Source organism: Bradyrhizobium sp. SZCCHNS30572 (genome assembly GCF_032484415.1).
Taxonomy (GTDB): Bacteria; Pseudomonadota; Alphaproteobacteria; order Rhizobiales; family Xanthobacteraceae; genus Bradyrhizobium.
The window spans coordinates 117,624-143,835 of record NZ_JAUESY010000010.1 but is presented as its reverse complement, the minus strand read 5'-3'; the positions used below and the strand labels follow the sequence as shown (position 1 = coordinate 143,835).

At 64.8% G+C, this 26,212-nt stretch carries 37 protein-coding genes; 3 read left to right on the top strand and 34 right to left on the bottom strand.

What is annotated here, in order from left to right; translation table 11 throughout:
- Positions 1–2: 2 nt before the first annotated feature.
- The gene (locus tag QX048_RS27790; RefSeq protein ID WP_316191182.1) at positions 3–380 is read right to left on the bottom strand and encodes a helix-turn-helix domain-containing protein; all 378 of its coding nucleotides are present in this window, start codon (positions 378–380) and stop codon (positions 3–5) included.
- Between the two features lie 117 nt (positions 381–497).
- Here QX048_RS27790 and QX048_RS27785 point away from each other — a divergent pair, with 117 nt between their 5' ends.
- Together QX048_RS27785 and chrA are read left to right on the top strand one after the other, a co-directional pair.
- Entirely contained in the window at positions 498–1,514 is a 1,017-nt protein-coding gene (locus QX048_RS27785) for a zinc-binding alcohol dehydrogenase family protein (RefSeq protein ID WP_315714546.1), read from the top strand.
- A gap of 217 nt (positions 1,515–1,731) precedes the next feature.
- Entirely contained in the window at positions 1,732–2,961 is a 1,230-nt protein-coding gene (gene chrA / locus QX048_RS27780) for a chromate efflux transporter (protein WP_316200778.1), read from the top strand.
- A 78-nt stretch (positions 2,962–3,039) separates the two neighbouring features.
- Here the strand turns inward: chrA and QX048_RS27775 are convergent, their stop codons facing one another.
- Complete coding sequence (locus QX048_RS27775; RefSeq protein WP_315749624.1) at positions 3,040–3,336, bottom strand: hypothetical protein; 297 nt, start codon at positions 3,334–3,336, stop codon at positions 3,040–3,042.
- A 347-nt stretch (positions 3,337–3,683) separates the two neighbouring features.
- Here QX048_RS27775 and QX048_RS27770 point away from each other — a divergent pair, with 347 nt between their 5' ends.
- Positions 3,684–5,147: a hypothetical protein gene (locus tag QX048_RS27770; RefSeq protein ID WP_315714549.1), complete on the top strand. Its 1,464-nt coding sequence runs from the start codon at positions 3,684–3,686 to the stop codon at positions 5,145–5,147.
- 143 nt (positions 5,148–5,290) lie between these two features.
- On the opposite strand, the gene QX048_RS27765 is transcribed toward QX048_RS27770, so the two are convergent.
- The 32 genes from QX048_RS27765 to fusA form a co-directional block, all read right to left on the bottom strand.
- Positions 5,291–6,628 (bottom strand): chloride channel protein, encoded by a 1,338-nt coding sequence (locus QX048_RS27765; RefSeq protein WP_315827337.1) that lies wholly within the window; start codon positions 6,626–6,628, stop codon positions 5,291–5,293.
- 21 nt (positions 6,629–6,649) lie between these two features.
- On the bottom strand, positions 6,650–6,946 hold the full coding sequence (locus QX048_RS27760) for a DUF1330 domain-containing protein (protein ID WP_315827336.1): 297 nt from the start codon (positions 6,944–6,946) through the stop codon (positions 6,650–6,652).
- A gap of 8 nt (positions 6,947–6,954) precedes the next feature.
- The gene (locus QX048_RS27755; protein WP_315827335.1) at positions 6,955–7,749 is read right to left on the bottom strand and encodes an SDR family oxidoreductase; all 795 of its coding nucleotides are present in this window, start codon (positions 7,747–7,749) and stop codon (positions 6,955–6,957) included.
- A gap of 239 nt (positions 7,750–7,988) precedes the next feature.
- Entirely contained in the window at positions 7,989–8,402 is a 414-nt protein-coding gene (gene rplQ / locus QX048_RS27750) for a 50S ribosomal protein L17 (protein ID WP_315754213.1), read from the bottom strand.
- 133 nt (positions 8,403–8,535) lie between these two features.
- Positions 8,536–9,567 carry a DNA-directed RNA polymerase subunit alpha gene (locus QX048_RS27745; protein WP_315714554.1) on the bottom strand — a complete coding sequence of 344 codons (1,032 nt, stop codon included), beginning with the start codon at positions 9,565–9,567 and terminating at the stop codon, positions 8,536–8,538.
- Between the two features lie 112 nt (positions 9,568–9,679).
- Positions 9,680–10,069 carry a 30S ribosomal protein S11 gene (gene rpsK / locus QX048_RS27740; protein WP_006611861.1) on the bottom strand — a complete coding sequence of 130 codons (390 nt, stop codon included), beginning with the start codon at positions 10,067–10,069 and terminating at the stop codon, positions 9,680–9,682.
- Positions 10,070–10,198: 129 nt separating this feature from the next.
- Positions 10,199–10,567 carry a 30S ribosomal protein S13 gene (gene rpsM / locus QX048_RS27735; protein ID WP_315714555.1) on the bottom strand — a complete coding sequence of 123 codons (369 nt, stop codon included), beginning with the start codon at positions 10,565–10,567 and terminating at the stop codon, positions 10,199–10,201.
- Between the two features lie 195 nt (positions 10,568–10,762).
- Complete coding sequence (locus QX048_RS27730) at positions 10,763–11,641, bottom strand: adenylate kinase (RefSeq protein WP_315714556.1); 879 nt, start codon at positions 11,639–11,641, stop codon at positions 10,763–10,765.
- 84 nt (positions 11,642–11,725) lie between these two features.
- The gene (gene secY, locus QX048_RS27725; RefSeq protein WP_315714557.1) at positions 11,726–13,060 is read right to left on the bottom strand and encodes a preprotein translocase subunit SecY; all 1,335 of its coding nucleotides are present in this window, start codon (positions 13,058–13,060) and stop codon (positions 11,726–11,728) included.
- Positions 13,061–13,216: 156 nt separating this feature from the next.
- On the bottom strand, positions 13,217–13,702 hold the full coding sequence (gene rplO, locus QX048_RS27720; protein WP_009031841.1) for a 50S ribosomal protein L15: 486 nt from the start codon (positions 13,700–13,702) through the stop codon (positions 13,217–13,219).
- 11 nt (positions 13,703–13,713) lie between these two features.
- A complete protein-coding gene (gene rpmD / locus QX048_RS27715; protein ID WP_006611856.1) occupies positions 13,714–13,905 on the bottom strand; it encodes a 50S ribosomal protein L30 in 192 nt (63 codons plus the stop codon).
- Between the two features lie 60 nt (positions 13,906–13,965).
- Positions 13,966–14,538 (bottom strand): 30S ribosomal protein S5, encoded by a 573-nt coding sequence (gene rpsE / locus QX048_RS27710; protein ID WP_006611855.1) that lies wholly within the window; start codon positions 14,536–14,538, stop codon positions 13,966–13,968.
- A gap of 48 nt (positions 14,539–14,586) precedes the next feature.
- Positions 14,587–14,949 (bottom strand): 50S ribosomal protein L18, encoded by a 363-nt coding sequence (gene rplR / locus QX048_RS27705; protein ID WP_006611854.1) that lies wholly within the window; start codon positions 14,947–14,949, stop codon positions 14,587–14,589.
- 11 nt (positions 14,950–14,960) lie between these two features.
- Entirely contained in the window at positions 14,961–15,494 is a 534-nt protein-coding gene (rplF, locus tag QX048_RS27700; protein WP_315714558.1) for a 50S ribosomal protein L6, read from the bottom strand.
- A 13-nt stretch (positions 15,495–15,507) separates the two neighbouring features.
- A complete protein-coding gene (gene rpsH / locus QX048_RS27695) occupies positions 15,508–15,906 on the bottom strand; it encodes a 30S ribosomal protein S8 (RefSeq protein ID WP_315714559.1) in 399 nt (132 codons plus the stop codon).
- Between the two features lie 13 nt (positions 15,907–15,919).
- The gene (gene rpsN, locus QX048_RS27690) at positions 15,920–16,225 is read right to left on the bottom strand and encodes a 30S ribosomal protein S14 (protein WP_315714560.1); all 306 of its coding nucleotides are present in this window, start codon (positions 16,223–16,225) and stop codon (positions 15,920–15,922) included.
- Positions 16,226–16,271: 46 nt separating this feature from the next.
- Positions 16,272–16,829, bottom strand: a complete 558-nt coding sequence (rplE, locus tag QX048_RS27685; protein ID WP_172108070.1) for a 50S ribosomal protein L5 — start codon at positions 16,827–16,829, stop codon at positions 16,272–16,274.
- Positions 16,822–17,136, bottom strand: coding sequence for a 50S ribosomal protein L24 (rplX, locus tag QX048_RS27680; protein WP_315714561.1), 315 nt, complete (start codon positions 17,134–17,136; stop codon positions 16,822–16,824). Before rplX ends, rplE begins: the two co-directional genes overlap by 8 nt.
- Positions 17,136–17,504 carry a 50S ribosomal protein L14 gene (gene rplN, locus QX048_RS27675; RefSeq protein WP_006611848.1) on the bottom strand — a complete coding sequence of 123 codons (369 nt, stop codon included), beginning with the start codon at positions 17,502–17,504 and terminating at the stop codon, positions 17,136–17,138. Before rplN ends, rplX begins: the two co-directional genes overlap by 1 nt.
- Positions 17,505–17,605: 101 nt before the next feature.
- Complete coding sequence (rpsQ, locus tag QX048_RS27670; protein WP_212358258.1) at positions 17,606–17,854, bottom strand: 30S ribosomal protein S17; 249 nt, start codon at positions 17,852–17,854, stop codon at positions 17,606–17,608.
- 10 nt (positions 17,855–17,864) lie between these two features.
- Positions 17,865–18,071: a 50S ribosomal protein L29 gene (gene rpmC, locus QX048_RS27665; protein WP_006611846.1), complete on the bottom strand. Its 207-nt coding sequence runs from the start codon at positions 18,069–18,071 to the stop codon at positions 17,865–17,867.
- 5 nt (positions 18,072–18,076) lie between these two features.
- The gene (rplP, locus tag QX048_RS27660) at positions 18,077–18,490 is read right to left on the bottom strand and encodes a 50S ribosomal protein L16 (protein WP_008963467.1); all 414 of its coding nucleotides are present in this window, start codon (positions 18,488–18,490) and stop codon (positions 18,077–18,079) included.
- A 40-nt stretch (positions 18,491–18,530) separates the two neighbouring features.
- Positions 18,531–19,241: a 30S ribosomal protein S3 gene (gene rpsC / locus QX048_RS27655; protein WP_012045041.1), complete on the bottom strand. Its 711-nt coding sequence runs from the start codon at positions 19,239–19,241 to the stop codon at positions 18,531–18,533.
- A 21-nt stretch (positions 19,242–19,262) separates the two neighbouring features.
- Entirely contained in the window at positions 19,263–19,643 is a 381-nt protein-coding gene (rplV, locus tag QX048_RS27650; RefSeq protein ID WP_315714562.1) for a 50S ribosomal protein L22, read from the bottom strand.
- Between the two features lie 10 nt (positions 19,644–19,653).
- The gene (gene rpsS, locus QX048_RS27645; RefSeq protein WP_006611842.1) at positions 19,654–19,932 is read right to left on the bottom strand and encodes a 30S ribosomal protein S19; all 279 of its coding nucleotides are present in this window, start codon (positions 19,930–19,932) and stop codon (positions 19,654–19,656) included.
- A gap of 12 nt (positions 19,933–19,944) precedes the next feature.
- Positions 19,945–20,778 carry a 50S ribosomal protein L2 gene (rplB, locus tag QX048_RS27640; RefSeq protein ID WP_006611841.1) on the bottom strand — a complete coding sequence of 278 codons (834 nt, stop codon included), beginning with the start codon at positions 20,776–20,778 and terminating at the stop codon, positions 19,945–19,947.
- 12 nt (positions 20,779–20,790) lie between these two features.
- Positions 20,791–21,090, bottom strand: coding sequence for a 50S ribosomal protein L23 (locus tag QX048_RS27635; protein ID WP_172108066.1), 300 nt, complete (start codon positions 21,088–21,090; stop codon positions 20,791–20,793).
- Positions 21,087–21,707 carry a 50S ribosomal protein L4 gene (gene rplD / locus QX048_RS27630; protein WP_315714563.1) on the bottom strand — a complete coding sequence of 207 codons (621 nt, stop codon included), beginning with the start codon at positions 21,705–21,707 and terminating at the stop codon, positions 21,087–21,089. The genes QX048_RS27635 and rplD overlap by 4 nt, the downstream gene beginning before the upstream one ends.
- Positions 21,708–22,427 carry a 50S ribosomal protein L3 gene (gene rplC, locus QX048_RS27625; protein WP_006611838.1) on the bottom strand — a complete coding sequence of 240 codons (720 nt, stop codon included), beginning with the start codon at positions 22,425–22,427 and terminating at the stop codon, positions 21,708–21,710.
- A gap of 58 nt (positions 22,428–22,485) precedes the next feature.
- Positions 22,486–22,794 (bottom strand): 30S ribosomal protein S10, encoded by a 309-nt coding sequence (gene rpsJ / locus QX048_RS27620; protein WP_002712302.1) that lies wholly within the window; start codon positions 22,792–22,794, stop codon positions 22,486–22,488.
- Positions 22,795–22,885: 91 nt separating this feature from the next.
- Positions 22,886–24,076, bottom strand: a complete 1,191-nt coding sequence (gene tuf / locus QX048_RS27615) for an elongation factor Tu (RefSeq protein WP_006611837.1) — start codon at positions 24,074–24,076, stop codon at positions 22,886–22,888.
- Between the two features lie 39 nt (positions 24,077–24,115).
- Positions 24,116–26,188 carry an elongation factor G gene (gene fusA / locus QX048_RS27610; protein WP_315714564.1) on the bottom strand — a complete coding sequence of 691 codons (2,073 nt, stop codon included), beginning with the start codon at positions 26,186–26,188 and terminating at the stop codon, positions 24,116–24,118.
- Between the last annotated feature and the right edge of the window lie 24 nt (positions 26,189–26,212).

The following is a 26,212-nucleotide window of genomic DNA, read 5'->3' as shown; positions in this document are numbered from 1 at the left end:
GCTCAGGCGGTCTGATGCGGCGTTTTGATGGTCTCTGCAACATCAGCGCAGGACAGCCGTTCCTGGTGCCGCTCGCCCCAGCTTCTGAGAACCTCGATCACCGGCCGCAGGCTCTCGCCGACCTCGGACAGGCTGTATTCGACGCGCGGCGGCACCTCGGCATAGACCTTGCGAACCACCAGCCCGTCGTCCTCGAGCGCCCGCAGCTGCTTGGTCAACATGCGCTGAGTGATTCCGGGCATCAGCCGGCGCAGCTCGCCGAAGCGCTGGCTGCCACCCTGCAGGTGGTAGAGGATCACGCCCTTCCACTTGCCGTCGATCAGATCGAGCGTGGCTTCGACCGCGCAGCCGGGACGGCGGGTGAAATTCTTCCGTTTCATCGCGTTTTGGTCCAATAGTATCCAAACGGGGACTAGTTCCCCATTTTTACAGTACTTGCTGAAGTGACGCCAGCAGGACAAACAGATCCTATTGCCAAGCCAACCAGGAGGCTGTTCATGAAGGCCGTCGGATACCAGCAGTCGCTGCCCATCACCGAGGACCGCGCGCTGTTCGATTTCGAGACCGCCAAACCCGAGCCGAAGGGACGCGACATCCGCGTCGCCGTGAAAGCGGTCTCGGTCAATCCAGTCGACACCAAGGTGCGCAAGCGCGCCGCACCGCCCGCCGGCGAAACCAAGATCCTGGGCTATGACGCCGCTGGCGTGGTCGAGGCTATCGGCCCGGACGTGAGCCTGTTCAAGCCCGGTGACGAGGTGTTCTACGCCGGCTCGATCCTGCGCCAGGGCACCAATGCCGAATTCCATCTGGTCGACGAGCGCATCGTCGGCCGCAAACCGAAGAGCCTGTCGTTCGCCGAAGCCGCCGCCCTGCCCCTGACCTCGATCACGGCCTGGGAGCTCTTGTTCGACAGGCTCGGCGCAATCCCCGGCAGGAGCCTCGACGACCGCACTTTGCTGATCACCGGCGCGGCCGGCGGCGTCGGCTCGATCCTGATTCAGCTCGCGCGCCGGCTCACCGGGCTGACCGTGCTCGCCACCGCGACGCGACCGGAGTCGCGCGACTGGTGCCTGAAGCTCGGCGCCCATGCCGTGATCGATCATGGCAAGCCGATGAAAGAGCAGATCGACGCGCTGAAGCTGCCGCCGGTCAGCCTCATCGCCAGCCTCACCCACACCGAGCAGCACTACAAGGCGATCGCCGACTTCATGACGCCGCAGGGCAAGTTCGGCCTGATCGACGATCCCGCCGAGTTCTCGCTCGCCGCCTTCAAGGGCAAGGCGATCTCGATCCACTGGGAGTCGATGTTCACGCGCTCATCTTTCACGACACCCGACATGATCGCGCAGCACCATCTGCTCAACGACGTGTCCGACCTGATCGACAAGGGCGTGATCCGCACCACCCTCGGCGACAATTACGGCACCATCAACGCGGCCAACCTCAAGCGCGCGCACGCGTTGATAGAGAGCAACACCTCCCGCGGCAAGATCGTGCTGGAGGGATGGAGCTAACTAACAGGCAACAATGGGCAAAGGCGTACCCGCGGTCTCCCCGCGCGCGAGATCGCGGTGGCGCCGTGCCCCACCATCCCGCCGATCGAAAGCATGAGATGGCCGGCAGCCGACGCGCGGTCCGATCAGCGGCCATGAGCGACTGAGACTGGCCGACGGTCCCGTTTCCCCTTAACGAAAGCCGATAGGAACCTCCTCGCGACTGGAACGAACGTCCGTGAGCAGCCTGAAGTCCGCGACCAACCCGCCCGCCGATCACGGCGGGCGCTCCGGATCTCCGCTCGAGGTTCTGCGGATCTTCTTCACGCTCGGCCTGACCTGCTTCGGCGGTCCGATCGCCCATATCGGCTATTTCCGCGACGAGTTCGTCGTCAGGCGGAAGTGGATCGACGAGCATGCCTATGCCGATCTGGTCGGGCTGTGCCAGTTCCTCCCCGGCCCCGCCAGCAGCCAGGTCGGCTTCTCCATCGGGCTGATGCGGGCCGGCTATCTCGGCGCGCTCGCCGCCTGGACCGGCTTCACCCTGCCGTCGGCCGCCATGCTCGTCCTGTTCGCCTATGGTGCGGGCCGATTGAGCGGACCGATCGGCAGCGGCCTGCTGCACGGGCTGAAGCTGACCGCGGTCGCCATCGTCGCGCAGGCGGTCTGGGGCATGGCGCGCTCGCTGTGTCCGGATCGTGCGCGCGCCTCGATCGCGGTCGCCGCAACGCTCATCATCCTGTCGAGTACGGCCTCGGTCGTGCAGATCGGAGCGATCGTCCTCGGCGGGCTGGCCGGCCTCTGGCTCTGCCGCGGCGAGGCGGCGCCGTCGGGACACGTCGCGATCCCCGTCTCGCGGAGCGTGGGGCTGATCGCGCTCGCGCTGTTCGTCATCCTGTTGGCGGGACTTCCGCTGCTGCGCGGCGTGACGGGATCGACCGGCGTCGCCTTGTTCGATGCCTTCTATCGCTCCGGCGCGCTCGTGTTCGGCGGTGGACATGTCGTGCTGCCGCTGCTGCGCGAGGCCTTCGTCGGACCTGGCTGGCTGAGCGACGACGCCTTTCTCGCCGGCTACGGTGCGGCGCAGGCCGTCCCGGGCCCGCTCTTCACCTTCGCCGCCTATCTCGGCACCGTCGTCGCTCCGGAGCCGCATGGGATCGTCGGGGTCGCGCTCGGTCTCCTCGGCATCTTCCTGCCGGGCATGCTGGTCCTGCTCGCCGCGCTACCGTTCTGGGACTCGTTCCGCAAACGCGCCGGCGCCCAGGCGATGATGCGGGGTGTCAACGCTGCGGTCGTCGGTGTGCTGGGAGCGGCCCTATACGACCCGGTCTGGACGACCACCGTCCACAACGCCGCGGATTTTGGCATCGCGCTGGTCGGTTTTGTCCTCTTGGTCGCCTGGCGCGCGCCGCCGCTCGTCGTGGTCACGTTCAGCGCCCTAGCCGGCGTCGCAGCCGCGCTGGTGTGAGCGGCGGCGGCGCCGCATCACGTGGTGGCAAAGCGCCGCCGAAGCGGCGCTTTGCCACCAGCGAGCTGCCGTGCGCGGCTAATTGTGCTTCTTCCAGAAGATGCGCGCGCCCTGCACGGATTGCGCGACGTTGATGCGGGCACGCTCGAACGGCGTCACCACGCCGTCCGCCTTGGCCTTGTTTTCCAGCTTCTGGACGTGGATCTGACCGCGGACGAGTTGCTGCGCCTCCGGATAGGTCAGCCGTCCGCTCGCGATGCCGTTGTAGATGCGATGTGACTGGTTGTGCTGCCGTGCATCGATCAGCGGCGTGCCCGCAAGGCTTGCGCCCGACGTCAACGCGAGCAGCAACGCAGCGGCCATGATGGACTTCATTTCACTCTCCTGTGGTTGCTGTCCACTGGCGTGAAGACCTCATTGTCCGCACTTCTCCAGCGAACGGCCGCCAGGATGCACGCGATCCGTGGTGTCAACCGTGCCTGCGCTCACACTGCAGCCCGTGTCGGCTGGTGAAGACGAATGCTGCCGCGAGCCGCATTCCACTGCCGCGAGGGGCGTCCGAAAAAAATTGCGGACTGCGTGAGCTGCCGATCTTGCAAATCTCACCTTTGGGTGCATGTTCGCCGCGCACTACTTTTGAATGAATCATTTTTAACAATCATTTGCGACGCATGGCGGCGACCATCGGCCCGCCCCAGCGCGCACATCAATGGAGACCGGCCATGAAGACGATTCAGTGGCTCATGCTCACTTTCGCGACGACCGTCACCGCGAGCGGCCTTGCCGGCGCTCTCAACCCCGCCAGCGCTGCTCCGCCGCCGCCGGCGAAGAACTGCCCGGCCTTCGGCTGGTCGGAGGGACTGGGCAATTATCTCAAGCCGGACGCCGCCTTCCCCACCTCCGACACCAAGACCATCCCGACGCCGGACTGCAATTTCCATCAATGGTCGTGGGAGGCGTTCGTCTGGGCGACAGCGCTGGTGAAGGACTCGGGCTCCGGCGCCGCCGTGCCGCGGTTCATGACCTTGGCGACGCCCGACGAGCTGCTCGGCAACGCCGAGAATGCCGGCGCACCACGGCCGCGCCCGCTGACGCTGGCGGCCCGTGCCCAGGTCTTCCACGGCACGGCCGGCTTCACCGAAGGCGCCGGCGCCATCGTCGAAGCCGACGGCAACATGCTGGTCGCGCAGAACGGCTATCCCGTCTACGCCTCGGTCCACATGAACCAGGGCTATTTCAACACGGCGCGCAAGAACCTGATCGCGACCGGCGGCTACCAGAGCCAGCCGGCGGATTCATCCTTCGCCGTGGGCGATGCGGTGTTCAAGGCGACGTGGCTGCGGCTCGACCCCGGGCAGGCACCGCCTGCGGGCGCCTATACGACCCAGGCACAGGTGCCGGTGCTGGAGAACAACGTCACCCCCGGCCTGATCACGATCCGCCCGACGCCCGGCAAGTTCGTCACGGTGACCGTGGCCCTGATCGGCTTGCACGTGGTCGGCTACACCGAGAACCACCCCGAATTCCTGTGGGGCACGTTCGAGCTGAAGAACAACTCGCCGCAGACGCCGGACAACACCTTTGCGCCATCGGCGAGCCGCTCGGATCCGAAGAGCTACACGCTCTACAAGGGCCGTACACCGTTCTCGCAGGTCAACATCGCGGCGCTGCCCGGCGCCAACCGGCCGCAACTGCGGCTCGATCCGGCGACCCAGAAGCTGACGCCGGTGACCAACGTCGTGCTCGAGAACCAGACCGGCGGCGAGAACCAGCCCAACGGCGTCGGCAACATCTTCGCGATCACGGCGCAAGCCCAGGGCTTTCTCTCCGGCCTGAAGGGCCCGCAATCGACCTTCGCGAGCTACAGCCTCGACGGCACCGTCTGGATGCTCCCCAACTCGTACAATCTGAACAGCAACCAGACCAGCGCAGTCGGATCGGTCAATCTCGCCAACGCCACCGCCGAGACCTTCGTGCAGAACGCCGACAACACGCCGATCAAGAACGTGCTGAACTGCTTCCTGTGCCACAACCCGACGTCCTATTCGTTCCAAACACCGCCGCCGGCCAAGCTGCCGAACCGGCTGATCGCGCTGAGCCACGTGCTGTCGATCGGCTCGCCCTACGAGGTGCCGAACTCGATCTCCGGCCGGCTCCTGATGCGGCCGGATCCGTTCAGGAAGTAGGCCGACGAACCTTGCGCGGCGGCGCCGGCAACGGGGCCGCCGGCAGCCCTTTCGAGCCGATGGCAGATCTCAGGATCTGCCATCAAGCGATTGAACCGACAGCCGTTATCGGCGCGCTCCGAACATGGTGGATGAGCGCTTGGTCAGGACGGCGCTGTGGCCTGCTTCGACTCCTGCGCGGCCTCAGCCTTGGTCTCAGCTCGGGCGACGAAGCCCTTGGCGAGAGCGTGATAGAGCCCCTCCTCGCAGATCAGACGCGAGGTGCCGTAGGCGATCAGCGAGGCCATCATCAGCGGCACCACCATGGCGTGGTTGTCGGTCATCTCGGTGACGATGACGAAGGCGGTGATCGGCGCCTGCACCACGCCGGCGAAATAGGCGACCATGCCGAGCAGCATGATCGGCGCCAGTAGCGACTGCTGGAACAGGCTGGCGACGTTGGCGCCGATCCCCGCCCCGACTGCGAGCGACGGCGCGAAGATGCCGCCAGGAATGCCGCTGATCGCGGCAAAGGTGGTGGCGAGGAATTTCAGCACGCCGAAATCGCCCGGCAGCGGCGTGCCGGTCTCCAGCGCCCCTTTCACCTGGGCATAGCCGGTGCCGTAGATGGTATCGCCTGACGCCAGCCCGCACAGCGCGACGGCAAAGCCGCAGGCGAGCGCGAACGGCAGCGGGTGGCGCTTGAGGAGCCGGCCGGATGCCCCGGGCAGCCCGCGCGCCATCGTGATCAGGATGCGGCTGAACAGGCCGCCGGCGGCGCCGCCCAAGACCCCGCAGACGGGCACCGCCAGCCAGTCGATGCCCTTGCCGAGCGCGATCGGCGTCGTGCCGAAATAGGCGTAATTGCCCATCAGGGCTAGCGAGGTCAGGCCAGCGGCGATCACGGTGGCGATGACGAGGCTCGAGGTCCGCGTCTCGAAGGCACGGCTCATCTCCTCGATGCCGAACACGATGCCGGCCAGCGGCGTGTTGAAGGCGGCCGCGACCCCGGCGGCGGCGCCGGCCAGGATCAAGCCCGGCTGCCGCCGCGGCGACAGCCGGCCGAGCGCGAACATGATGGAGGCGCCGACCTGCACGGTCGGCCCCTCGCGGCCGACCGAGCCGCCGCACAGCAGCCCGAGCAGGGTCAGCAGCACCTTGCCGATGGCGATGCGGATCGACACCAGCGGGCTGCGCGCGCTCGTGTCCGTCAGGTGGCGCGCGGCGATGGCCTGCGGGATGCCGCTGCCTTGCGCGTTCGGGAAGAAGCGCTGGGTCAGATAGACCGACAGCGCGAAGCCGGCGGGCGTCACGATCAGTGAGGCGTAGCGTGATTTCGACAACAGCCAGTTGAAGGCGAGCTGGGCCAGGTCGGCGAGCTCCGCCAGCGCCACCGCCGCCGCGCCCACCACCAGGCCGCCGGCCACGAACAGCACCCGCCGCTGCCACCGCGCCGAGGTCAGCTTGAGCCAACGCCTGCGGCGGGGGGTGATGGTCAGCATGGGCGCAACAGAGTCCGTTCTCTACGCAGGTGCAGCACCCTCGACGAAAATCAGCCGGCGGTCCAGCACCTTCCAGCGCTCGCCCAGGGCGTCGGCGTATTCGGCCGACGCATACCATTCTCGCAGCCGGGCCATCGACGGGAACTCGACGATAATGAGGGTCTTGGCCGGCGGGCCGCCTTCGACCGTCTCGGAGGTCCCGCCGCGGACCAGATAGCGCCCGCCATATTGCGCGATCGAGTGCGCCGCGCGGGTGCGATAGCGTTCCATCGCCTCGATGTCGCGCACCTCGACCTCGGAGATGACGTAAGCCGCCATGGCCGGCCTCAGGCGATAGTGTCGAGGATGCCGCCCTCGGCGCGCAGCGCGGCGCCGTTCGTGGCGGAGGCCTGCTTGGAGGCGGCGTAGACGACCATGTTGGCGATCTCGTCAACGCCGGCGAAGCGCTGCAGCAGCGAGGCCGGCCGGTGCTGCTTGACGAAAGACGAGGCCGCCTCCTCCTCCGACTGGCCGTTCTGACGGGCGAGATCCTTGACGAAGGTCTCGACGCCTTCCGACATCGTCGGTCCCGGCAGCACTGCATTGACGGTCACGCCGGTGCCGCGGGTCAGTTTGGCGAGGCCGCGGGAGACCGCGAGCTGCGCGGTCTTGGTCATGCCGTAATGGATCATCTCGGTCGGGATGTTGACCGCCGACTCCGAGGAGATGAAGATGATGCGCCCCCAGTTGCGCTTCAGCATGCCCTGCATGTAGGCGCGCGCCATGCGCACGCCGGACATGACGTTGATCTCGAAGAAGCGGCTCCAGTCCTCGTCGGGAATGTCGAAGAACTCCTTCGGCTCGAAGATGCCGGCATTGTTGACGAGGATGTCGACCTCGGGCAGCGCGGTGACGATGGCGTTGCAGCCGCCGATCTGAGCGACATCGCCGGCGACGCCGCGCAGCTTCGCCGCCGGAACCGCCTGCTTCAGCTTCGCGACGGCCGCATCGACACGGGCCTGGCTGCGACCATTGACGACGACCTCCGCGCCGGACGCAGCAAGCCCCTTGGCGATGGCAAAACCGATGCCGGCGGTCGAACCGGTGACGAGCGCGGTCTTTCCCGAGAGGTCGATGTGCATGAGCAGCTCTCCGTTGTGCTGGAGGAAAGGATGTGGGGCGTCATCGCGCCAACGCAACGCGCGGCATGCAGCGCTGATCCCTTATGATCAATCGTAGCCCGGATGAGCGAAGCGATATCCGGTGCCACACCGGCTGTGCAAGGCGAACCCGGATGTCGCTTCGGTCATCCGGGTTGCAGAACCTCAAAATGAAAACGGCGCCCGAAGGCGCCGTTTTGAACGTCGGGTCGGAGCTGCGCTTACGCGGCTTCCGAGGTCTCCTGGACCGGACCCGAGTCCAGGCCCTTGGCATCGACGTCGCGATCGACGAACTCGATCACGGCCATCGCGGCGTTGTCGCCGTAGCGGAAGCCGGCCTTGATGATGCGGGTGTAGCCGCCGTTGCGGTCCTTGTAGCGGGGTGCCAGGACGTCGAACAGCTTCTTGACCTGGTCGACATCGCGCATCTCGGCGATCGCCTGCCGACGCAAAGCGAGACCGCCCTTCTTGCCGAGGGTGACGAGCTTCTCGACGATCGGCCGCAGCTCCTTGGCCTTCGGCAGCGTGGTGACGATCTGCTCGTGCTTGATCAGCGCGGCGCACATGTTGGCGAACATCGCCTTGCGATGCTCGGCGGTGCGGTTGAGCTTCCGATGAACCTTGCCGTGACGCATTGTCTTAGTCCTTCATTTCTATCTGCCGCGACGGTTCGTCGGACATGTTGCTCAGGTGGGCTGCCTGCGTTCGCCCGAGTGGTGGACGTCATTCCGGGGCGATGCGCAGCATCGAACCCGGAATGACGAATGCTCAGTAATGATCCTCGAAGCGCTTGGCCAGCTCGTCGATGTTCTCCGGCGGCCAGCCCGGCACTTCCATGCCGAGATGCAGACCCATCTGGGCCAGCACTTCCTTGATCTCGTTCAGCGACTTGCGGCCGAAGTTCGGGGTGCGCAGCATTTCCGCTTCCGACTTCTGCACGAGGTCGCCGATGTAGACGATGTTGTCGTTCTTCAGGCAGTTCGCCGAACGTACCGACAGCTCGAGCTCGTCCACCTTCTTGAGGAAGGCTGGGTTGAAGGCGAGGTCCGGGATGATCTCCTGGGCGACTTCCTTGCGCGGCTCTTCGAAGTTGACGAAGACGTTGAGCTGGTCCTGCAGGATGCGGGCGGCATAGGCCACCGCGTCCTCCGGCGTGATCGCGCCGTTGGTCTCGATCGTCATGGTCAGCTTGTCGTAGTCGAGGATCTGGCCCTCGCGGGTGTTCTCGACCTTGTAGGAGACCTTGCGGACCGGAGAGAACAGGCTGTCGACCGGGATCAGGCCGATCGGGGCGTCCTCGGGGCGGTTGCGGTCGGCGGCGACGTAGCCCTTGCCGGTGGCGACCGTGAACTCCATGCGGATCTCTGCGCCCTCGTCCAGCGTGCAGAGCTGCAGGTCAGGGTTGAGCACCACGATGTCGCCGACGGTCTGGATATCGCCGGCGGTGACGGCGCCCGGGCCCTGCTTCTTCACGACCATCCGCTTCGGGCCTTCGCCCTGCATCTTGATCGCGATGTCCTTGATGTTCAGCACGATGTCGGTGACGTCCTCGCGGACACCAGCGATCGAGGAGAACTCGTGCAGCACGCCGTCGATATGCACCGACTGCACGGCGGCGCCCTGCAGCGACGACAGCAGGATGCGGCGCAGCGCATTGCCGAGCGTCTGCCCGAAACCGCGCTCCAGCGGCTCGGCAACCACGGTGGCGAAACGGGTCGCGTCGGAGCCCGGCGTGACCTGGAGCTTGTTCGGCCGAATCAATTCTTGCCAATTCTTCTGGATCGTCACTGTTTCACCCATGGGCCAGTCATGGGATCTGACTGACTGGCGTTGGAGAACCGCGCTTCAGATCGCGGCAGTCGAAATGTCTCAAAAGCACGACGAGGCGGACATGCTGTCCGCCTCTTTCAGATTAGACGCGCCGACGCTTGCGTGGGCGGCAACCATTGTGCGGGATCGTCGTCACGTCGCGGATCGAGGTGACGGTGAAACCCGCAGCCTGCAGCGCACGGAGCGCCGATTCACGGCCGGAACCCGGGCCGGCAACCTCGACCTCGAGGGTGCGCATGCCGTGTTCCTGAGCCTTCTTGGACACGTCCTCCGCCGCGACCTGCGCGGCATACGGGGTCGACTTGCGCGATCCCTTGAACCCCATCGTGCCGGCCGACGACCAGGCAATGGTGTTGCCCTGCGCGTCGGTGATGGTGATGGTGGTGTTGTTGAACGACGAATTCACGTGGGCGACGCCGGAGGCGATGTTCTTGCGCTCACGACGGCGGACACGTGCGGCTTCCTTGGCCATATAAGTACCTTTCTCGAGATCTCAACGCCGCCGTAGTGCCAGCGGCTACACCAGAAAGGCGAATGGTGAATAGCGAGTAGCGAATAGGGATTGCCCCTACTCGCCACCCGCTATCAGCAATTCGCCAAATTACTTCTTCTTGCCGGCGATCGCCTTGGCCGGCCCCTTGCGCGTGCGCGCATTGGTGTGGGTGCGCTGGCCGCGCACCGGCAGGCCACGACGATGGCGCAGGCCGCGATAGCAGCCGAGGTCCATCAGACGCTTGATGTTGATGCCGGTCTCGCGCCGCAGGTCGCCCTCGACAACATAGTCGCGGTCGATGATTTCGCGGATCTGCAGGACTTCCTGGTCGCTCAGCTGGTTGACGCGGCGATCCTCGGCAATCTTGACCTTGTCAATGATCTCGCCCGCGATCTTCGGGCCGATGCCATGGATATACTGGAGCGCGATCAGGACGCGCTTGTTGGTCGGGATGTTGACACCGGCAATACGGGCCACGGACTTCTCTCCTGTCACCGATCCCAGGATGGACCGGCCTTCGTTCTCGCTATCTCGGGCAGGTGTCCGCAAACGCGAACAAGACGCCCACCCCTCGATTCGTGGGGCCCGGCATCTTTGGAAAACCATCCGACTTGGATGCGGGCTTATTAATGGATTCACACGGCGGTCGTCAACCGCCCCTACAAGATTCGGTCACCTCTTGGCGCGCTTTTTTGCAGCCTTTGCAGAGGTTTTCCGGGTTCCCCGGGTCGCCTTGGCAGCGGGCTTGGGGGCCTTCTTCGCAGCCTTGGAGGCTTTCTTGGGGGCCGCTTTTGCTCCCTTTTTCGCAGTCTTTGCGGCCTTTTTTGCTGTCTTTGCGGCCTTTTTCGCCGGTGCAGGCGCCCTCGGAGCCTTTTTGGCCGATTTTGCCGGCGCGGTCTTGCCCCGAGCCTTGGCACTGCGCTTGGCCGGGTTCGCCTTTTTGGCCGCCCGGCTCCCGCTGGACTTGCCAACGGCGGCCAGGATCCGTCCGATCTCCTCGGTGACCTGCTCGATCGGCATCATGCCGTCGACGGTCGCCAGCATCCGATGGTCCGAATAATAGTGGATCAGGGGCTCGGTCTGGTCGCGGTAGCTGGCCAGGCGCTTGGTCAGGACCTCCGGCGTATCATCGGCCCGCACAGCCTCGCCGCGCGCGCGGGTCTCGGCGGCCCGGCGCTCGACGCGCTCAAGCAGCACGCCTTCATTGACCCGGAGTTCGATCACCGCGTCGAGCTTCATCTGCTTCTGCTTCAGCAGCGCATCCAGCGCCTCCGCCTGCGGCACCGTGCGCGGGAAGCCATCGAGGATGAAACCATTGGCGGCGTCCGGCTGCTCGATCCGGTCGGCAATGATGCCGACCACGACCTCGTCCGGGACAAGGCCACCCGCCGCCATGATGTCCTTGGCCTTCAGCCCGATCGGCGTCTGCGCCGCCACCGCGGCACGCAGCATGTCGCCGGTCGACAGCTGAACGATGCCATATTGCTGCACCAGGCGCTGCGCCTGCGTTCCCTTGCCCGAACCGGGCGGCCCCAGAAGAATGAGTCTCATCGAATTTCGCCCCCCGGCACACGGTGAGCGACCCTCCCGCACACCTTGTTCTTGGCTTGGTGGTTCCCGGGCCGCGATCCGCCGCTATCCGCGGCGGCGCCCCCGCAGCTTCGACTTCCTGATCAGCCCCTCATACTGATGGGCGAGCAGATAACCCTGAACCTGCGCCACGGTATCCATCGTAACGCTGACCACGATCAGAAGCGAAGTGCCACCAAAGTAGAACGGGACGGAAGCGTAGGAAATCAGAATTTCCGGGATCAGACACACGATCGCCAGATAGATGGCGCCGAGCACGGTGATCCGCGACAGCACGTAATCGATATATTCCGCGGTGCGCTCGCCCGGCCTGATGCCGGGGATGAATCCGCCATGCTTCTTCAGGTTGTCGGCGGTCTCGGTCGGGTTGAACACGATCGCGGTGTAGAAGAAGGCAAAGAACAGAATCAGCGCCAGATACAGCACCAGGAACAGCGGCCGGCCATGACCGAGCTGCGTCGTGATCCACTGGAACCACTCGGGTCCCTTGCCGGCGTTGAAATTGGCGACCGTGGTCGGCAGCAGCAGCAGCGACGAGGCAAAGATCGGCGGGATCACGCCCGAGGTGTTCAGCTTCAGCGGCAGATGCGAGGACTGGCCCTCGAACATCTTGTTGCCGACCTGGCGCTTCGGATACTGGATCAGGAGCCGGCGCTGGGCGCGCTCCACGAACACGATGAAGGCGATCACGGCGACGGCCATCACGATGACGATCAGGATCAGGCCGGTCGACAGCGCGCCCTGACGGCCGAGCTCGAGCATGTTGGCAAGCGCCGAGGGCAGCTCGGCCACGATGCCGGACAGGATGATCAGCGAGATGCCGTTGCCGATGCCGCGCGAGGTGATCTGCTCACCGAGCCACATCAGGAACATGGTGCCGCCGGTCAGCGTGATCGCGGTGGAGAGGCGGAAGAACAGGCCGGGATCGGCGACGACGTTGCCCGCGCCTTCGAGGCCGACGGCGATGCCGTAGGACTGCACGGCAGCAAGAATCACCGTCAGATAGCGGGTGTATTGATTCAACATCTTGCGGCCAGCCTCACCCTCTTTCTTGAGGGCTTCGAGCTGGGGCGAGACGGTGGTGAGCAGCTGAATGATGATCGATGCCGAGATGTACGGCATGATATTCAGCGCGAAGATCGCCATGCGGTGGATGCCGCCGCCGGCGAACATGTTGAACATGCCGAGAATGCCGCCGGCCTGCGTGCGGAACACCGAGTCCCAGATGTTCGGGTCGATGCCCGGCAGCGGAATGTAGGTGCCGAGGCGGTAGACCAGCAGCGCGCCGAGGGTGAACCAGATGCGCTTCTTCAGCTCATCGGCCTTCGCAAGCGCGCCGAAATTGAGGTTTGCCGCCAGTTGTTCCGCTGCTGAGGCCATATCTAGCTTTCTCCCGCCGCCCTTCTTCACCGCACTGGGCCCCACGAGGGCTCGCAGGGCTGGGCAGACGCCGGATATTATCTGGTGCGCGGGCGCGTTCTGTCCATTGCCCTGCCCTCTCCGGCATGCGCCGGCGGCAGGGCAATGACGCAGATGTTACGCCGCCTCGCCTTCGTCCTTGGCTGGCGCCAGGAGCTTGACGGTGCCGCCGGCCTTCTCGACCGCCGCAATCGCCGACTTCGAGGCGCCATGCACCTCGATGTTGATCTTGGCCTTGAGCTCGCCGCGGCCGAGCAGGCGCACGCCGTCCTTGGCGCGGCGCAGCGCACCGGACTTCACGAGGGACTCGGCGTTGATCACGCTGCCGGCGTCCAGCTTCTTGGCATCGATCGCCTGCTGGATCCGGTCGAGATTGATCTCGACGAAATCGAGCGCGAAGATGTTGTTGAAGCCGCGCTTCGGCAGGCGGCGATGCATCGGCATCTGACCGCCCTCGAAGCCCTTGATGCGCACGCCGGAGCGCGCGGTCTGGCCCTTGCCGCCACGGCCCGAGGTCTTGCCCTTGCCGGAGCCGATGCCGCGGCCGACGCGCATGCGCTTCTTGCGCGCGCCGGCGTTGTCGGCGATATCGCTGAGCTTCATCGCCCTTCTCCTTACTTCTCGTCGACGATGCGGACGAGATGATGAACCTTGGTGATCATGCCGCGGACCGCCGGCGTATCCGGCAGCTCGGTCACGCGGCCGATCTTGTTGAGCTTCAACCCGATCAGCGTCTCGCGCTGCGAGTGATGCCGGCGGATCGGGCTGCCGATCTGCTCGATCTTGATCGTCTTGGCGCTAGCCATCGTGTTCACTCCGAGTTGCGCCATCCAGCGGACGGCGCGCGTTCGTTAGTCGGCCCAACCTTAGTCGGCGGCGGCTTCGGCATCGCCACCGACGCGGCGGGCCTGCAGGGTCGACACCTTGATGTTGCGGCGCGCGGCGACCGAGCGCGGGCTATCCTGGTGCTTCAGCGCGTTGAAGGTCGCGCGCACCATGTTGTACGGGTTGGACGAGCCGATCGACTTCGCCACCACGTCCTGGATGCCCAGCGTCTCGAACACGGCGCGCATCGGGCCGCCGGCGATGATGCCGGTACCGGCCGGAGCCGCACGCAGATAGACGCGACCTGCGCCGTGACGACCGAAGATGTCGTGGTGCAGGGTGCGGCCCTCACGCAGCGCGACCCGGGTCAGGTTGCGCTTGGCGGAGTCGGTCGCCTTGCGGATCGCCTCCGGAACCTCACGTGCCTTGCCGTGGCCGAACCCGACCCGGCCCTTCTGATCGCCGATCACGACGAGCGCCGCAAAGCCAAAGCGCTTACCGCCCTTCACGACCTTCGCGACTCGGTTGATGTGGACGAGCTTGTCGACGAACTCGCTGTCGCGCTCCTCGCGCTCCTTGCGATCGCGACCGCCTCGTTCCCGTTCACCTGCCATGGTGCTATCCAATCTTCTGAGGGGCTCTGACGCCCATATCCATTGATGTTAGAAGCTCAGCCCGCTCTCGCGCGCCGCGTCGGCCAGCGCCTTGACGCGCCCGTGATAGAGATAGCCGCCGCGATCGAACACGACTTCCTTGATCCCCGCCTTCACCGCGCGCTCGGCGAGCAGCTTGCCCACCGCCTTCGCCGCGTCGATGTCGGCACCGGTGTTGCCGGCCGAGCGCATCTCCTTCTCCATCGACGACGCGGAGGCGAGCGTCTCGCCCTTCTGATCGTCGATGACCTGAGCGTAGATGTGCTTCGACGAGCGGAACACCGACAGACGCGGACGGCCGCCGGCGGAGCGGCGCAGCGACAGCCTCACGCGCTGCTTGCGCCGGGCATTCGTAACCTTGGCTCTCGACATGTCCGGCTCCGTTACTTCTTCTTGCCTTCCTTGCGGAAGATGAATTCACCCGCGTACTTCACGCCCTTGCCCTTATAGGGCTCCGGCGGCCGGTAGGCGCGGATTTCAGCGGCCACCTGGCCGACGCGCTGCGGGTCGATGCCCGTGACCGTGATCTCGGTCGGCTTCGGCACCGCGATGGTGATGCCCTCCGGGATCTGGTAGACGACATCGTGGCTGTAGCCGAGCGCTAGCTGCAGGTTCTTGCCCTGCATCGCGGCGCGGTAGCCGACGCCGGTGATCTCGAGCTTCTTCTCGAAGCCCTTGGTCACGCCTTCGACCAGGTTGGCGATCTGGGCGCGCGCGGTGCCGTACAGCGACCGGGCGCGCTTGGTCTCGGAACGCGGGGCAACCTTGACCTGGCCGTTCTCGAACTTCACGTCCACGTCGTCATGAACGATGAACTGAAGCTGGCCCTTCGGCCCCTTCATCTTGACGGTCTGTCCGTCGACGGAGGCCGTCACTCCGGACGGCACCGCCACAGGCTTCTTGCCAATACGTGACATGGCTCAATCCTTCTCAGAACACCGTGAAGAGAACTTCACCGCCGACATTCGCGTCACGCGCGCTGTGGTCGGCCATGATTCCCTTCGGCGTCGACAAAACAGAAATTCCGAGCCCGTTGTTCACACGCGGCAGATTCTTCACCGAGGTGTAGACGCGGCGGCCGGGCTTGGAGACGCGCTCGATCTCGCGGATCACGGGCTCGCCGTCGAAATATTTCAGCTCGATCTCGATCTCGCTCCGGCCCGACGGATGCTCCAGCGTGGCATAGCCACGGATGTAGCCTTCGGACTTCAGCACCTCGAGCACGCTGGCGCGCATCTTCGAGCCAGGCGTCGAGACCTTCGACTTCGAGCGCATCTGCGCGTTGCGGATGCGGGTGATCAGATCGCTGATGGGATCGTGCGTTGACATGGTGCGACCCTCCTTACCAGCTCGACTTCACGAGGCCCGGAACCAGGCCCTTGGACCCGAGCTCGCGCAGCGCGATGCGGCTCAGCTTGTTCTTGCGGTAGTTCGACCGCGGCCGGCCCGTCAGCTCGCACCGGTTGCGGATGCGAGTCGCCGACGAATTGCGCGGCATCTCGGCCAGCTTCAGGGTCGCGGCAAAGCGCTCCTCCATCGGCTTGGACTTGTCGGCGATGATCGCCTTCAACCGGGCGCGCTTCGGGGCGGCGTTCTTCGCCATCCGCTTGCGCCGGTTGTTCTTCTCGATTGAACTCTTCTTTGCCATGCTTGGCTCCTGGGTATCCGCGTTTGAGAAGCTTGAAGTCAGCTGCTCACTGCCGGAACGGGAAATTGAATGCGGTCAGAAGGGCACGGGCCTCGTCGTCGGTCGTCGCGGTGGTGCACACCGTGATGTCCATGCCCCAGCTCTCCCCGGCCTTGTCGAAGTCGATCTCGGGGAAAATGATGTGCTCCTTGATGCCGAGCGAATAGTTGCCGCGGCCGTCGAAGCTCTTCGGGTTCAGGCCGCGGAAGTCGCGGACGCGCGGCAGCGCGACGTTGATCAGGCGGTCGATGAACTCGTACATCTTCGTCTTGCGCAAGGTGACCTTGCAGCCGATCGGCTGGTTCTCGCGCAGCTTGAAGGTCGCGATGGCGACGCGCGAGTAGGTCACGACCGCCTTCTGGCCGGCGATCAGCGACAGGTCGGCCGCGGCGGTTTCCGCCTTCTTACGGTCGTTCACGGCCTCGCCGATGCCCATGTTGAGCACGACCTTGTCGAGCCGCGGCACCTGCATGACGTTGGCGTAGCCGAACTTCTCGGTCAGCTGGCTCTTGATCGTGCGGTCGTATTCCGTGCGGAGGCGCGGGGTGTAAGCAGTCTCAGCCATCGATCTCAACTCCCGAGCTCTTGGCAACGCGGACCTTCTTGCCGTCCGCCTGAATCTTGAATCCGATGCGCGTCGGCTTGCCGTCCTTGCCGACATAAGCGACGTTCGACAGCTGGATCGGCGACTCCTTGCTGATGATGCCGCCCTCCTGGTTCTGGGTCTGCTTCTGGTGACGCTTCACCAGGTTGATGCCCCGCACCAGCGCCGTCCCCTCGTCGGGACGCACCTCGAACACCTCGCCGGTGCGACCCTTGTCGCGACCGGTCAGGACGATCACCTTGTCGCCCTTGCGGATCTTGGCAGCCATCACAGCACCTCCGGCGCAAGCGAAATGATCTTCATGTGGTTCTTGGCGCGCAGCTCGCGCGGCACCGGCCCGAAGATACGGGTGCCGACCGGCTCCGACTGGTTGTTGATCAGGACGGCCGCATTGCGGTCGAAGCGGATCACCGAGCCGTCGGCGCGGCGGATGTCCTTGCGGACGCGCACCACGACGGCTTTCATGACGTCGCCCTTCTTCACCTTGCCACGCGGAATGGCTTCCTTGATCGACACCACGATGATGTCGCCGACGGTGGCATAGCGGCGCTTCGAGCCGCCCAGCACCTTGATACACATGACACGGCGTGCGCCGGAATTATCGGCCACGTCGAGGTTGGTCTGCATCTGAATCATTGATGCACCTCGTCCTCTTCATCTGCTGCGCAGGAAAGCTGCGCCTTGTTTGATCCCGAAAGCGAAACGGGCCCTCTTCGACGAGGGCCGCGGTCCGCGCCTCAGGCGGTTTTCTTGTGCTCGCCCCGGACCACGGTCCAGCGCTTGAGCTTCGAGATCGGCTTGCTCTCCTCGATCCACACCATGTCGCCCGGCTTGAACTCGTTGTTCTCGTCGTGGGCGTGGTAGTTCTTCGAGCGGCGGATGGTCTTCTTGTAGATCGGGTGGGTGAAGCGCCGGTCGACGCGCACAACGATCGTCTTGGCCTGCTTGTCGCTGACGACGACGCCCTGAAGGGTCCGTTTCGGCATGTCGAGCCTCTTACTTCGTCTTGGCGCGCTGCTGCGCGGCGATGGTCTTGATACGGGCGATGTCGCGGCGCGCCTCACGCAGCCGCGCGGTGTTCTCCAGCTGCCCGGTGGCACGCTGGAAGCGCAGGTTGAAGCGCTCCTTCTTCAGGTTGACGATCGCATCGTCCATCTGATCGGGGCTCATCGCGCGAATGTCGGCAATCTTCATCTCGGCCATGACCATTACTCCGCAATGCGCTCGACGAAGCGCGTCTTGATCGGCAGCTTGGCGGCCGCCAGCAGCAGCGCCTCGCGCGCGATCTGGTTGCTCACGCCGTCGATCTCGAACATCACCCGGCCCGGCTTGACGCGGGCCACCCACAATTCAGGCGAGCCCTTGCCGGAGCCCATGCGGACTTCAGCCGGCTTCTTCGACACCGGGAGATCCGGGAACACGCGGATCCAGACGCGGCCGGCGCGCTTCATGTGACGGGTCAAGGCACGACGGGCGGCCTCGATCTGGCGCGCGGTGACGCGATCCGGCTCCATCGCCTTCAGCCCGAACTGGCCGAAGGCCAGCGTCGCGCCCGAGGACGCAACGCCGTGAATACGGCCCTTATGCGCCTTTCGGAACTTGGTCTTCTTTGGTTGCATCATGGCTTTGAGCCCTCAAACCTGTCTTGTCGCGGCTGATCGATCAGGCCGCGTCGCGGCGCGACCGGGGCTGCGAGCTCTCGCCGCCGCCTTCGTTCATCCGCTTGTCCTGTGCCATCGGATCGTGCTCGAGGATCTCGCCCTTGAAGATCCAGACCTTCACGCCGCAAGTGCCGAAGGTGGTGAACGCGGTGGCCACACCGTAGTCGATGTCGGCGCGCAGCGTGTGCAGCGGCACCCGGCCCTCGCGATACCACTCCATGCGGGCGATTTCCGCGCCGCCCAGACGACCCGAGCAGTTGATGCGGATGCCCTCGGCACCGAGACGCATCGCCGACTGCACGGCGCGCTTCATGGCGCGGCGGAACGCGACGCGGCGCTCGAGCTGCTGGGCGATCGACTCGGCGACCAGGGTCGCATCGAGCTCCGGCTTGCGGATCTCGACGATGTTGATGACGACGTCCGACGAGGTGATGTCGGCGACGCGCTTGCGCAGCTTGTCGATGTCCGCGCCCTTCTTGCCGATCACGACGCCCGGACGCGCCGAGTGGATCGTGACGCGGCACTTCTTGTGCGGACGCTCGATCACGATGCGGGCGACGGCCGCCTGCTTGAGCTCCTTGTGCAGGATCTCGCGGATCTTGACGTCTTCATGCAGCAGCTTGCCGTACTCGGCCTTGCCAGCGAACCAGCGCGAATCCCAGGTCCGGTTGATGCCGAGACGCAGACCGATCGGATTGATCTTTTGACCCATCGTATTCTCCCAGCGCCTGCTTTAAGCGCTCGCCTCGACCTGACGCACAATGATCGTCAGCTGCGAAAACGGTTTGAAAACTCGGCCCGAACGGCCACGGCCGCGCGGCGAGAAACGCTTCATCACGATTCCCTTGCCGACGAAAGCCTGCGAGACGACGAGATCGTCGACCTCGAGCTCGTGATTGTTCTCGGCATTGGCGATCGCCGATTCCAGGCACTTCTTGACGTCGACCGCAATCCGCTTGCGCGAGAACTGCAGGTCGGCGAGGGCGGCCGACGCCTTGCGGCCGCGGATCATCTGCGCCACCAGGTTCAGCTTCTGCGGGCTCACCCGAAGCATCCGGGCCACAGCCTTGGCCTCGTTTTCGGGGAGGCTCCGTTCGCGCTTTGGTTTGCTCATCGCTTAATCCTCAAGCCTTCTTGGCTTTCTTATCGCCCGAATGGCCGTGGAAGGTGCGGGTCGGCGAGAACTCGCCGAACTTGTGGCCGACCATCTCTTCGTTGATCGCCACCGGCACGTGCTTCTGGCCGTTGTAGACGCCGAACGTCAGGCCGACGAACTGCGGCAGGATGGTCGAGCGGCGGCTCCAGATCTTGATGACGTCGTGACGGCCGGACGCGCGCGCCGCATCTGCCTTCTTGAGCAGCGACGCCTCGACGAACGGGCCTTTCCAGACTGAACGAACCATGTCCGTCGTTCCTTACTTCTTCCGCTTGTGGCGGCTCAAGAGAATGAATTTATCGGTCGACTTGTTGGTGCGGGTCTTCTTGCCCTTGGTAGGCTTGCCCCACGGAGTGACCGGGTGACGACCGCCCGAGGTACGGCCTTCGCCGCCGCCGTGCGGATGGTCGATCGGGTTCATCGCGACACCGCGGTTGTGAGGCCTGCGGCCCATCCAACGCTTGCGGCCGGCCTTGCCGATCGAGGTGTTCATGTGGTCCGGGTTCGACACCGCACCGATGGTGCCGCGGCAGCGGCCGTGCACCAGGCGCTGCTCGCCCGAGTTCAGGCGGACGATCACGTAGTCCTGGTCGCGGCCGACGATCTGGGCGTAGGTGCCGGCCGAACGCGCGAGCTGGCCGCCCTTCCCGATCTTGACCTCGATGTTGTGCACGATCGTGCCGACCGGCATGTTGCCCAGCGGCATGACGTTGCCCGGCTTCACGTCGACATAGTTGCCGGCGACGATGGTGTCGCCGACCGCCAGTCGCTGCGGCGCCAGGATGTAGGCGAGCTCGCCGTCCTGATACTTGACCAGCGCGATGAAGGCGGTCCGGTTCGGATCATACTCCAGGCGCTCGACGGTCGCGGGAACGTCGACCTTGTCGCGCTTGAAGTCGACCGTGCGGTACGACTGCTTGTGACCGCCGCCGAGGAAGCGAACGGTGATGCGGCCGGTGTTGTTGCGACCGCCGCTCGACTGCTTGCCTTCGGTCAGCGCCTTGACCGGCTTGCCCTTGTAGAGGGCCGAACGATCGACCATCACCAGCTGGCGCTGGCCGGGCGTCGTGGGATTGAATGTCTTCAGTGCCATGGCAGCTCAGCCTTACAGTCCGGTGGTCACGTCGATACGGTGGCCCTCTTCGAGGGTCACGATCGCGCGCTTGCTGTCCGATTGCGAACCGAAATTGCCGCGGAACACCTTGGTCTTGCCCTTGCGGACGAGCGTGTTGACGCTCTTGACCTTGACGTCGAACAGCTTCTCGATCGCTTCCTTGATCTGCGGCTTGGTCGCCTTGGCGGCCACCTTGAACAGAACCTTGTTGTGCTCCGAGGCGAAGGTCGCCTTCTCGGTCACGACCGGCGCGATGATGATGTCGTAGTGGCGCGGATCGATGGTCTTCATTTGAAGCGCGCCTCCAGCGCATCGATCGCCGCCTTGGTCAGCACGAGCTTCTGACGGCGCAGGATGTCGTAGACGTTGATGCCCTGGATCGGCAGCACGTCCATGTTCGGAATGTTGCGGGCGGCATTGGTGAAGCCGGTATGCAGCTCGGCGCCGTCGATGATCAGGGCGTTGGTCAGGCCGAGACCCGAGAAGTGACCGATCAGCGCCTTGGTCTTCGCCGCCTCCAGGGTGGCGTTCTCCAGCACGACCAGATCACCGTCTTTGGCCTTGGCCGACAGCGCATGCTTCAGCGCCAGCGCACGGACCTTCTTCGGCAGGTCGGTCGCATGCGAGCGCACGACCGGACCGAAGGCGCGGCCGCCGCCACGGAACTGCGGCACACGAGCCGAGCCATGACGAGCACCGCCGGTGCCCTTCTGCTTGTACATCTTCTTGCCGGTGCGCCAGATCTCGGCGCGGCCCTTGGCCTTGTGGGTGCCGGCCTGACGCTTGTTGAGCTGCCACTGGACGCAGCGCGCGATGATGTCGGCACGCGGCTCCAGACCGAAGATGGCGTCGGACAGCTGGACGGAGCCGGCTTCCTTGCCCTCGAGCGTAGTGACTTTCAGTTCCATTTATGCGCCCTCCTGCACGGCCGGCGCTTCGGCAGCCTGCTCACCCGCGACCTTGAACTTGCCGGGCTTCGGCGCTTCCTTCGGCAGCGGCTTCTTGACGGCGTCGCGCACCGAGATCCAGCCCCCCTTGGAGCCGGGCACCGCGCCTTCCACCAGGATCAGGCCGCGCTCGACGTCCGTCTGCACCACACGCAGGTTCAGCGTGGTGATGCGATCGACGCCCATGTGACCGGGCATCTTCTTGTTCTTCCAGGTCTTGCCGGGGTCCTGACGGCCACCGGTCGAACCGATCGAACGATGCGAGATCGACACACCGTGCGTGGCGCGCAGACCGCCGAAGTTCCAGCGCTTCATGCCGCCGGCGAAGCCCTTGCCGACCGAGGTGCCGGTGACGTCGACGAACTGGCCGACGACGAAATGGTCGGCCTGGATCTCGGCGCCGACCGGGATCAGCGAATCCTCGCTGACACGGAACTCGGCGAGCTTGCGCTTCGGCTCGACCTTGGCGACCGCGAACTGGCCGCGCTCCGCCTTCGGCATGTAGACCGTCTTGCGGCTGCCGCTGCCGAGCTGCAGCGCGACGTAGCCGTTCTTCTCGGTGGTGCGGTGACCGACCACCTGGCAATTGCCGAGCTTCAGCACGGTCACGGGGATATGTTCGCCGGTCTCCGTGAAGACCCGCGTCATCCCGACCTTTTGTGCGATCACTCCGGAGCGCATCGGCGTGCTTCCTGTTCTTCTCTATGTCCGCGTGAGGTGCGAACGTGAATCCAAAAACTTAGAGCTTGATCTCGACGTCGACGCCGGCGGCCAGATCGAGCTTCATGAGAGCATCGACGGTCTGCGGGGTCGGATCGACGATGTCGAGCAGGCGCTTGTGAGTGCGCATCTCGAACTGCTCGCGGCTCTTCTTGTCGACGTGCGGCGAACGGTTCACGGTGAACTTCTCGATGCGGGTCGGCAGCGGAATGGGTCCGCGAACCTGCGCGCCGGTCCGTTTCGCCGTGTTGACGATCTCGCGCGTCGACGTATCGAGGATACGATGGTCAAACGCCTTGAGACGGATGCGGATATTTTGGCCGTTCATTGCCGTATCTTTCTGTGAGTAGTGAGTGGCGAGTAGCGAACGGCGAATGGACAATCTCCATTCGCCACCCGCCATTCCCTATTCGCTGTTGTTACTCGATGATCGAGGCGACGACGCCGGCGCCGACGGTGCGGCCGCCCTCGCGGATGGCGAAGCGCAGCTTCTCCTCCATCGCGATCGGCACGATCAGGTGCACTTCCATCGCAATGTTGTCGCCCGGCATCACCATCTCGGTGCCTTCCGGCAGGTGAACGACGCCGGTCACGTCGGTCGTGCGGAAGTAGAACTGCGGCCGATAGTTGGTGAAGAACGGCGTGTGACGGCCACCCTCTTCCTTCGTGAGGATGTAGGCCTCAGCCTTGAACTTGGTGTGCGGCTTGACCGAACCCGGCTTGCACAGCACTTGGCCGCGCTCGACGTCCTCGCGCTTGGTGCCGCGGAGCAGCGCGCCGATGTTGTCACCGGCCTGGCCCTGATCGAGCAGCTTGCGGAACATTTCAACGCCGGTGACGGTGGTCTTCTGGGTCGGACGGATGCCGACGATCTCGATTTCCTCACCGACCTTGATGATGCCGCGCTCGACACGGCCGGTCACCACGGTGCCGCGGCCCGAGATCGAGAACACGTCTTCGACCGGCATCAGGAAGGGCTGGTCGATCGGACGCTCCGGCTGCGGAATGTACTCGTCGACATTGCGCATCAGCTCGAGGATGGCGTCGTGGCCGAGCTTCTTGTCCGAATCTTCCAGAGCGGCCAGCGCCGAGCCCTTGATGATCGGGATCTTGTCGCCCGGGAATTCGTACTTCGAGAGCAGCTCGCGGACCTCGAGCTCGACGAGCTCCAGCAGCTCGGGATCGTCGACCATGTCGCACTTGTTGAGGAACACGACCAGCGCCGGCACGCCGACCTGGCGAGCGAGCAGGATGTGCTCACGGGTCTGCGGCATCGGGCCGTCAGCGGCCGACACGACCAGGATCGCGCCGTCCATCTGGGCAGCGCCGGTGATCATGTTCTTCACGTAGTCGGCGTGGCCGGGGCAATCGACGTGGGCGTAGTGGCGGTTCTTGGTCTCGTACTCGACGTGCGCGGTCGAGATGGTGATGCCGCGCGCCTTCTCTTCCGGGGCCTTGTCGATCTGGTCGTAGGCAGTGAACGTCGCACCGCCCGTCTCGGCCAGGATCTTGGTGATTGCAGCCGTCAGCGAGGTCTTGCCGTGGTCGACGTGACCGATGGTGCCGATGTTGCAGTGGGGCTTGTTACGTTCAAACTTAGCTTTGGCCATTTGACTCTCCGTTCAGTCGCTAACTTGAGCTAACGACAATCAGGCAAACTTCTTCTGGACTTCGGCCGACACGTTGGCCGGCGCTTCAGCGTAGTGCGAGAACTGCATCGTGAAGGTCGCGCGCCCCTGGCTCATGGAGCGCAGGTTGTTCACGTAACCGAACATGTTCATGAGCGGCACCATCGCGTTGATGACGTTGGCATTGCCGCGCATGTCCTGGCCCTGGATCTGGCCACGACGCGAGTTCAGGTCGCCGATGACCGAGCCGGTGTAGTCTTCCGGGGTCACCACCTCGACCTTCATGATCGGCTCGAGCAGAACCGACTTGCCCTTCTGCAGCGCCTCGCGGAAAGCCGCACGAGAGGCGATTTCGAAGGCCAGCGCCGACGAGTCGACATCGTGATACTTGCCGTCGACCAGCGCCACCTTGACGTCGACCACCGGGAAGCCGGCGACGACGCCCGCGCCGAGCACGCTCTCGATGCCCTTCTCGACGCCCGGGATGTATTCCTTCGGAACCGCACCGCCGACGATCTTGGACTCGAACACGTAGCCGCCACCGGGCTCGTTCGGCTCGACCACGAGGCTCACGGCCGCGAACTGGCCGGTACCACCGGTCTGCTTCTTGTGGGTGTAGTCCACGTTGGCCGGCTTGGTGATACGCTCACGGAACGCCACCTGCGGCGCGCCGATGTTCGCATCGACCTTGTAGGTGCGCTTGAGGATGTCGACCTTGATGTCGAGATGGAGCTCGCCCATCCCCTTGAGGATGGTCTGGCCCGACTCGTGATCGGTCGACACGCGGAAGGACGGATCCTCAGCGGCCAGCTTCGCCAGCGCGACGCCGAGCTTCTCCTGGTCGGCCTTCGACTTCGGCTCGATCGCAATCTCGATGACCGGCTCCGGGAATTCCATCTTTTCCAGGATCACCTGGTTGGACGGATCGCACAGCGTGTCACCGGTGCGGGCTTCCTTGAGGCCTGCGAGGGCGACGATGTCGCCGGCATAGGCTTCCTTGATGTCCTCGCGGTTGTTCGCATGCATCAGCAGCATGCGGCCGATGCGCTCCTTCTTCTCGCGGGTCGAGTTCACCACGCCGGTGCCCGAGGTCAGGATGCCCGAATAGATGCGGCAGAACGTGATCGTGCCGACGAAGGGGTCGTCCATGATCTTGAACGCGAGCAGCGCCAGCGGCTCCTTGTCGTCCGCCTTGCGCACGACCTCGTTGCCCTTGTCGTCGGTGCCCTTGATCGCAGGCACGTCGAGCGGCGACGGCAGATAGTCGACGACGGCGTCGAGCAACGGCTGCACGCCCTTGTTCTTGAAGGCCGAGCCGCACAGCACCGGATAGAACGCGCCGGTCAGCACGGCCTTGCGGATCAGGCGCTTCAGAGTCGCCTCGTCCGGCTCCTTGCCGTCCAGGAACGCGGTGAGCGCGTCGTCGTCGAGCTCGACGGCGGCCTCCACCAGCTTCTCGCGATATTCCTTGGCCTGGTCGGCGAGATCAGCCGGGATCTCGACGTAGTCGAACTTCGCGCCGAGCGCCTCGTCGTTCCAGACGATCGCCTTCATCGTCACGAGATCGATGCAGCCCTTGAAATTGTTCTCGGCGCCGATCGGCAGCTGGATCGCAACAGGCTTCGCGCCCAGGCGATCGACGATGTCGGCCAGGCACTTGAAGAAGTCGGCACCGGTCTTGTCCATCTTGTTGGCGAAGACGATGCGCGGAACCTTGTACTTGTCGCCCTGGCGCCAGACGGTCTCGGTCTGCGGCTCGACGCCCTGGTTGGAGTCGAGAACGCACACGGCGCCGTCGAGCACCCGCAAGCTGCGCTCGACCTCGATGGTGAAGTCGACGTGGCCGGGGGTGTCGATGATGTTCAGGCGCTTGCCGTTCCAGAACGCAGTGGTCGCAGCCGAGGTGATCGTGATGCCACGCTCCTGCTCCTGCTCCATCCAGTCCATCGTCGCGGCACCTTCGTGCACTTCGCCGATCTTGTGGCTCTTGCCGGTATAATAGAGGATGCGCTCGGTCGTCGTGGTCTTGCCGGCGTCGATATGCGCCATGATGCCGAAGTTGCGATAGTCTTCGATGGCGTGTTGGCGGGGCATGGGTGTGTTCCCTGATTTCCGTTC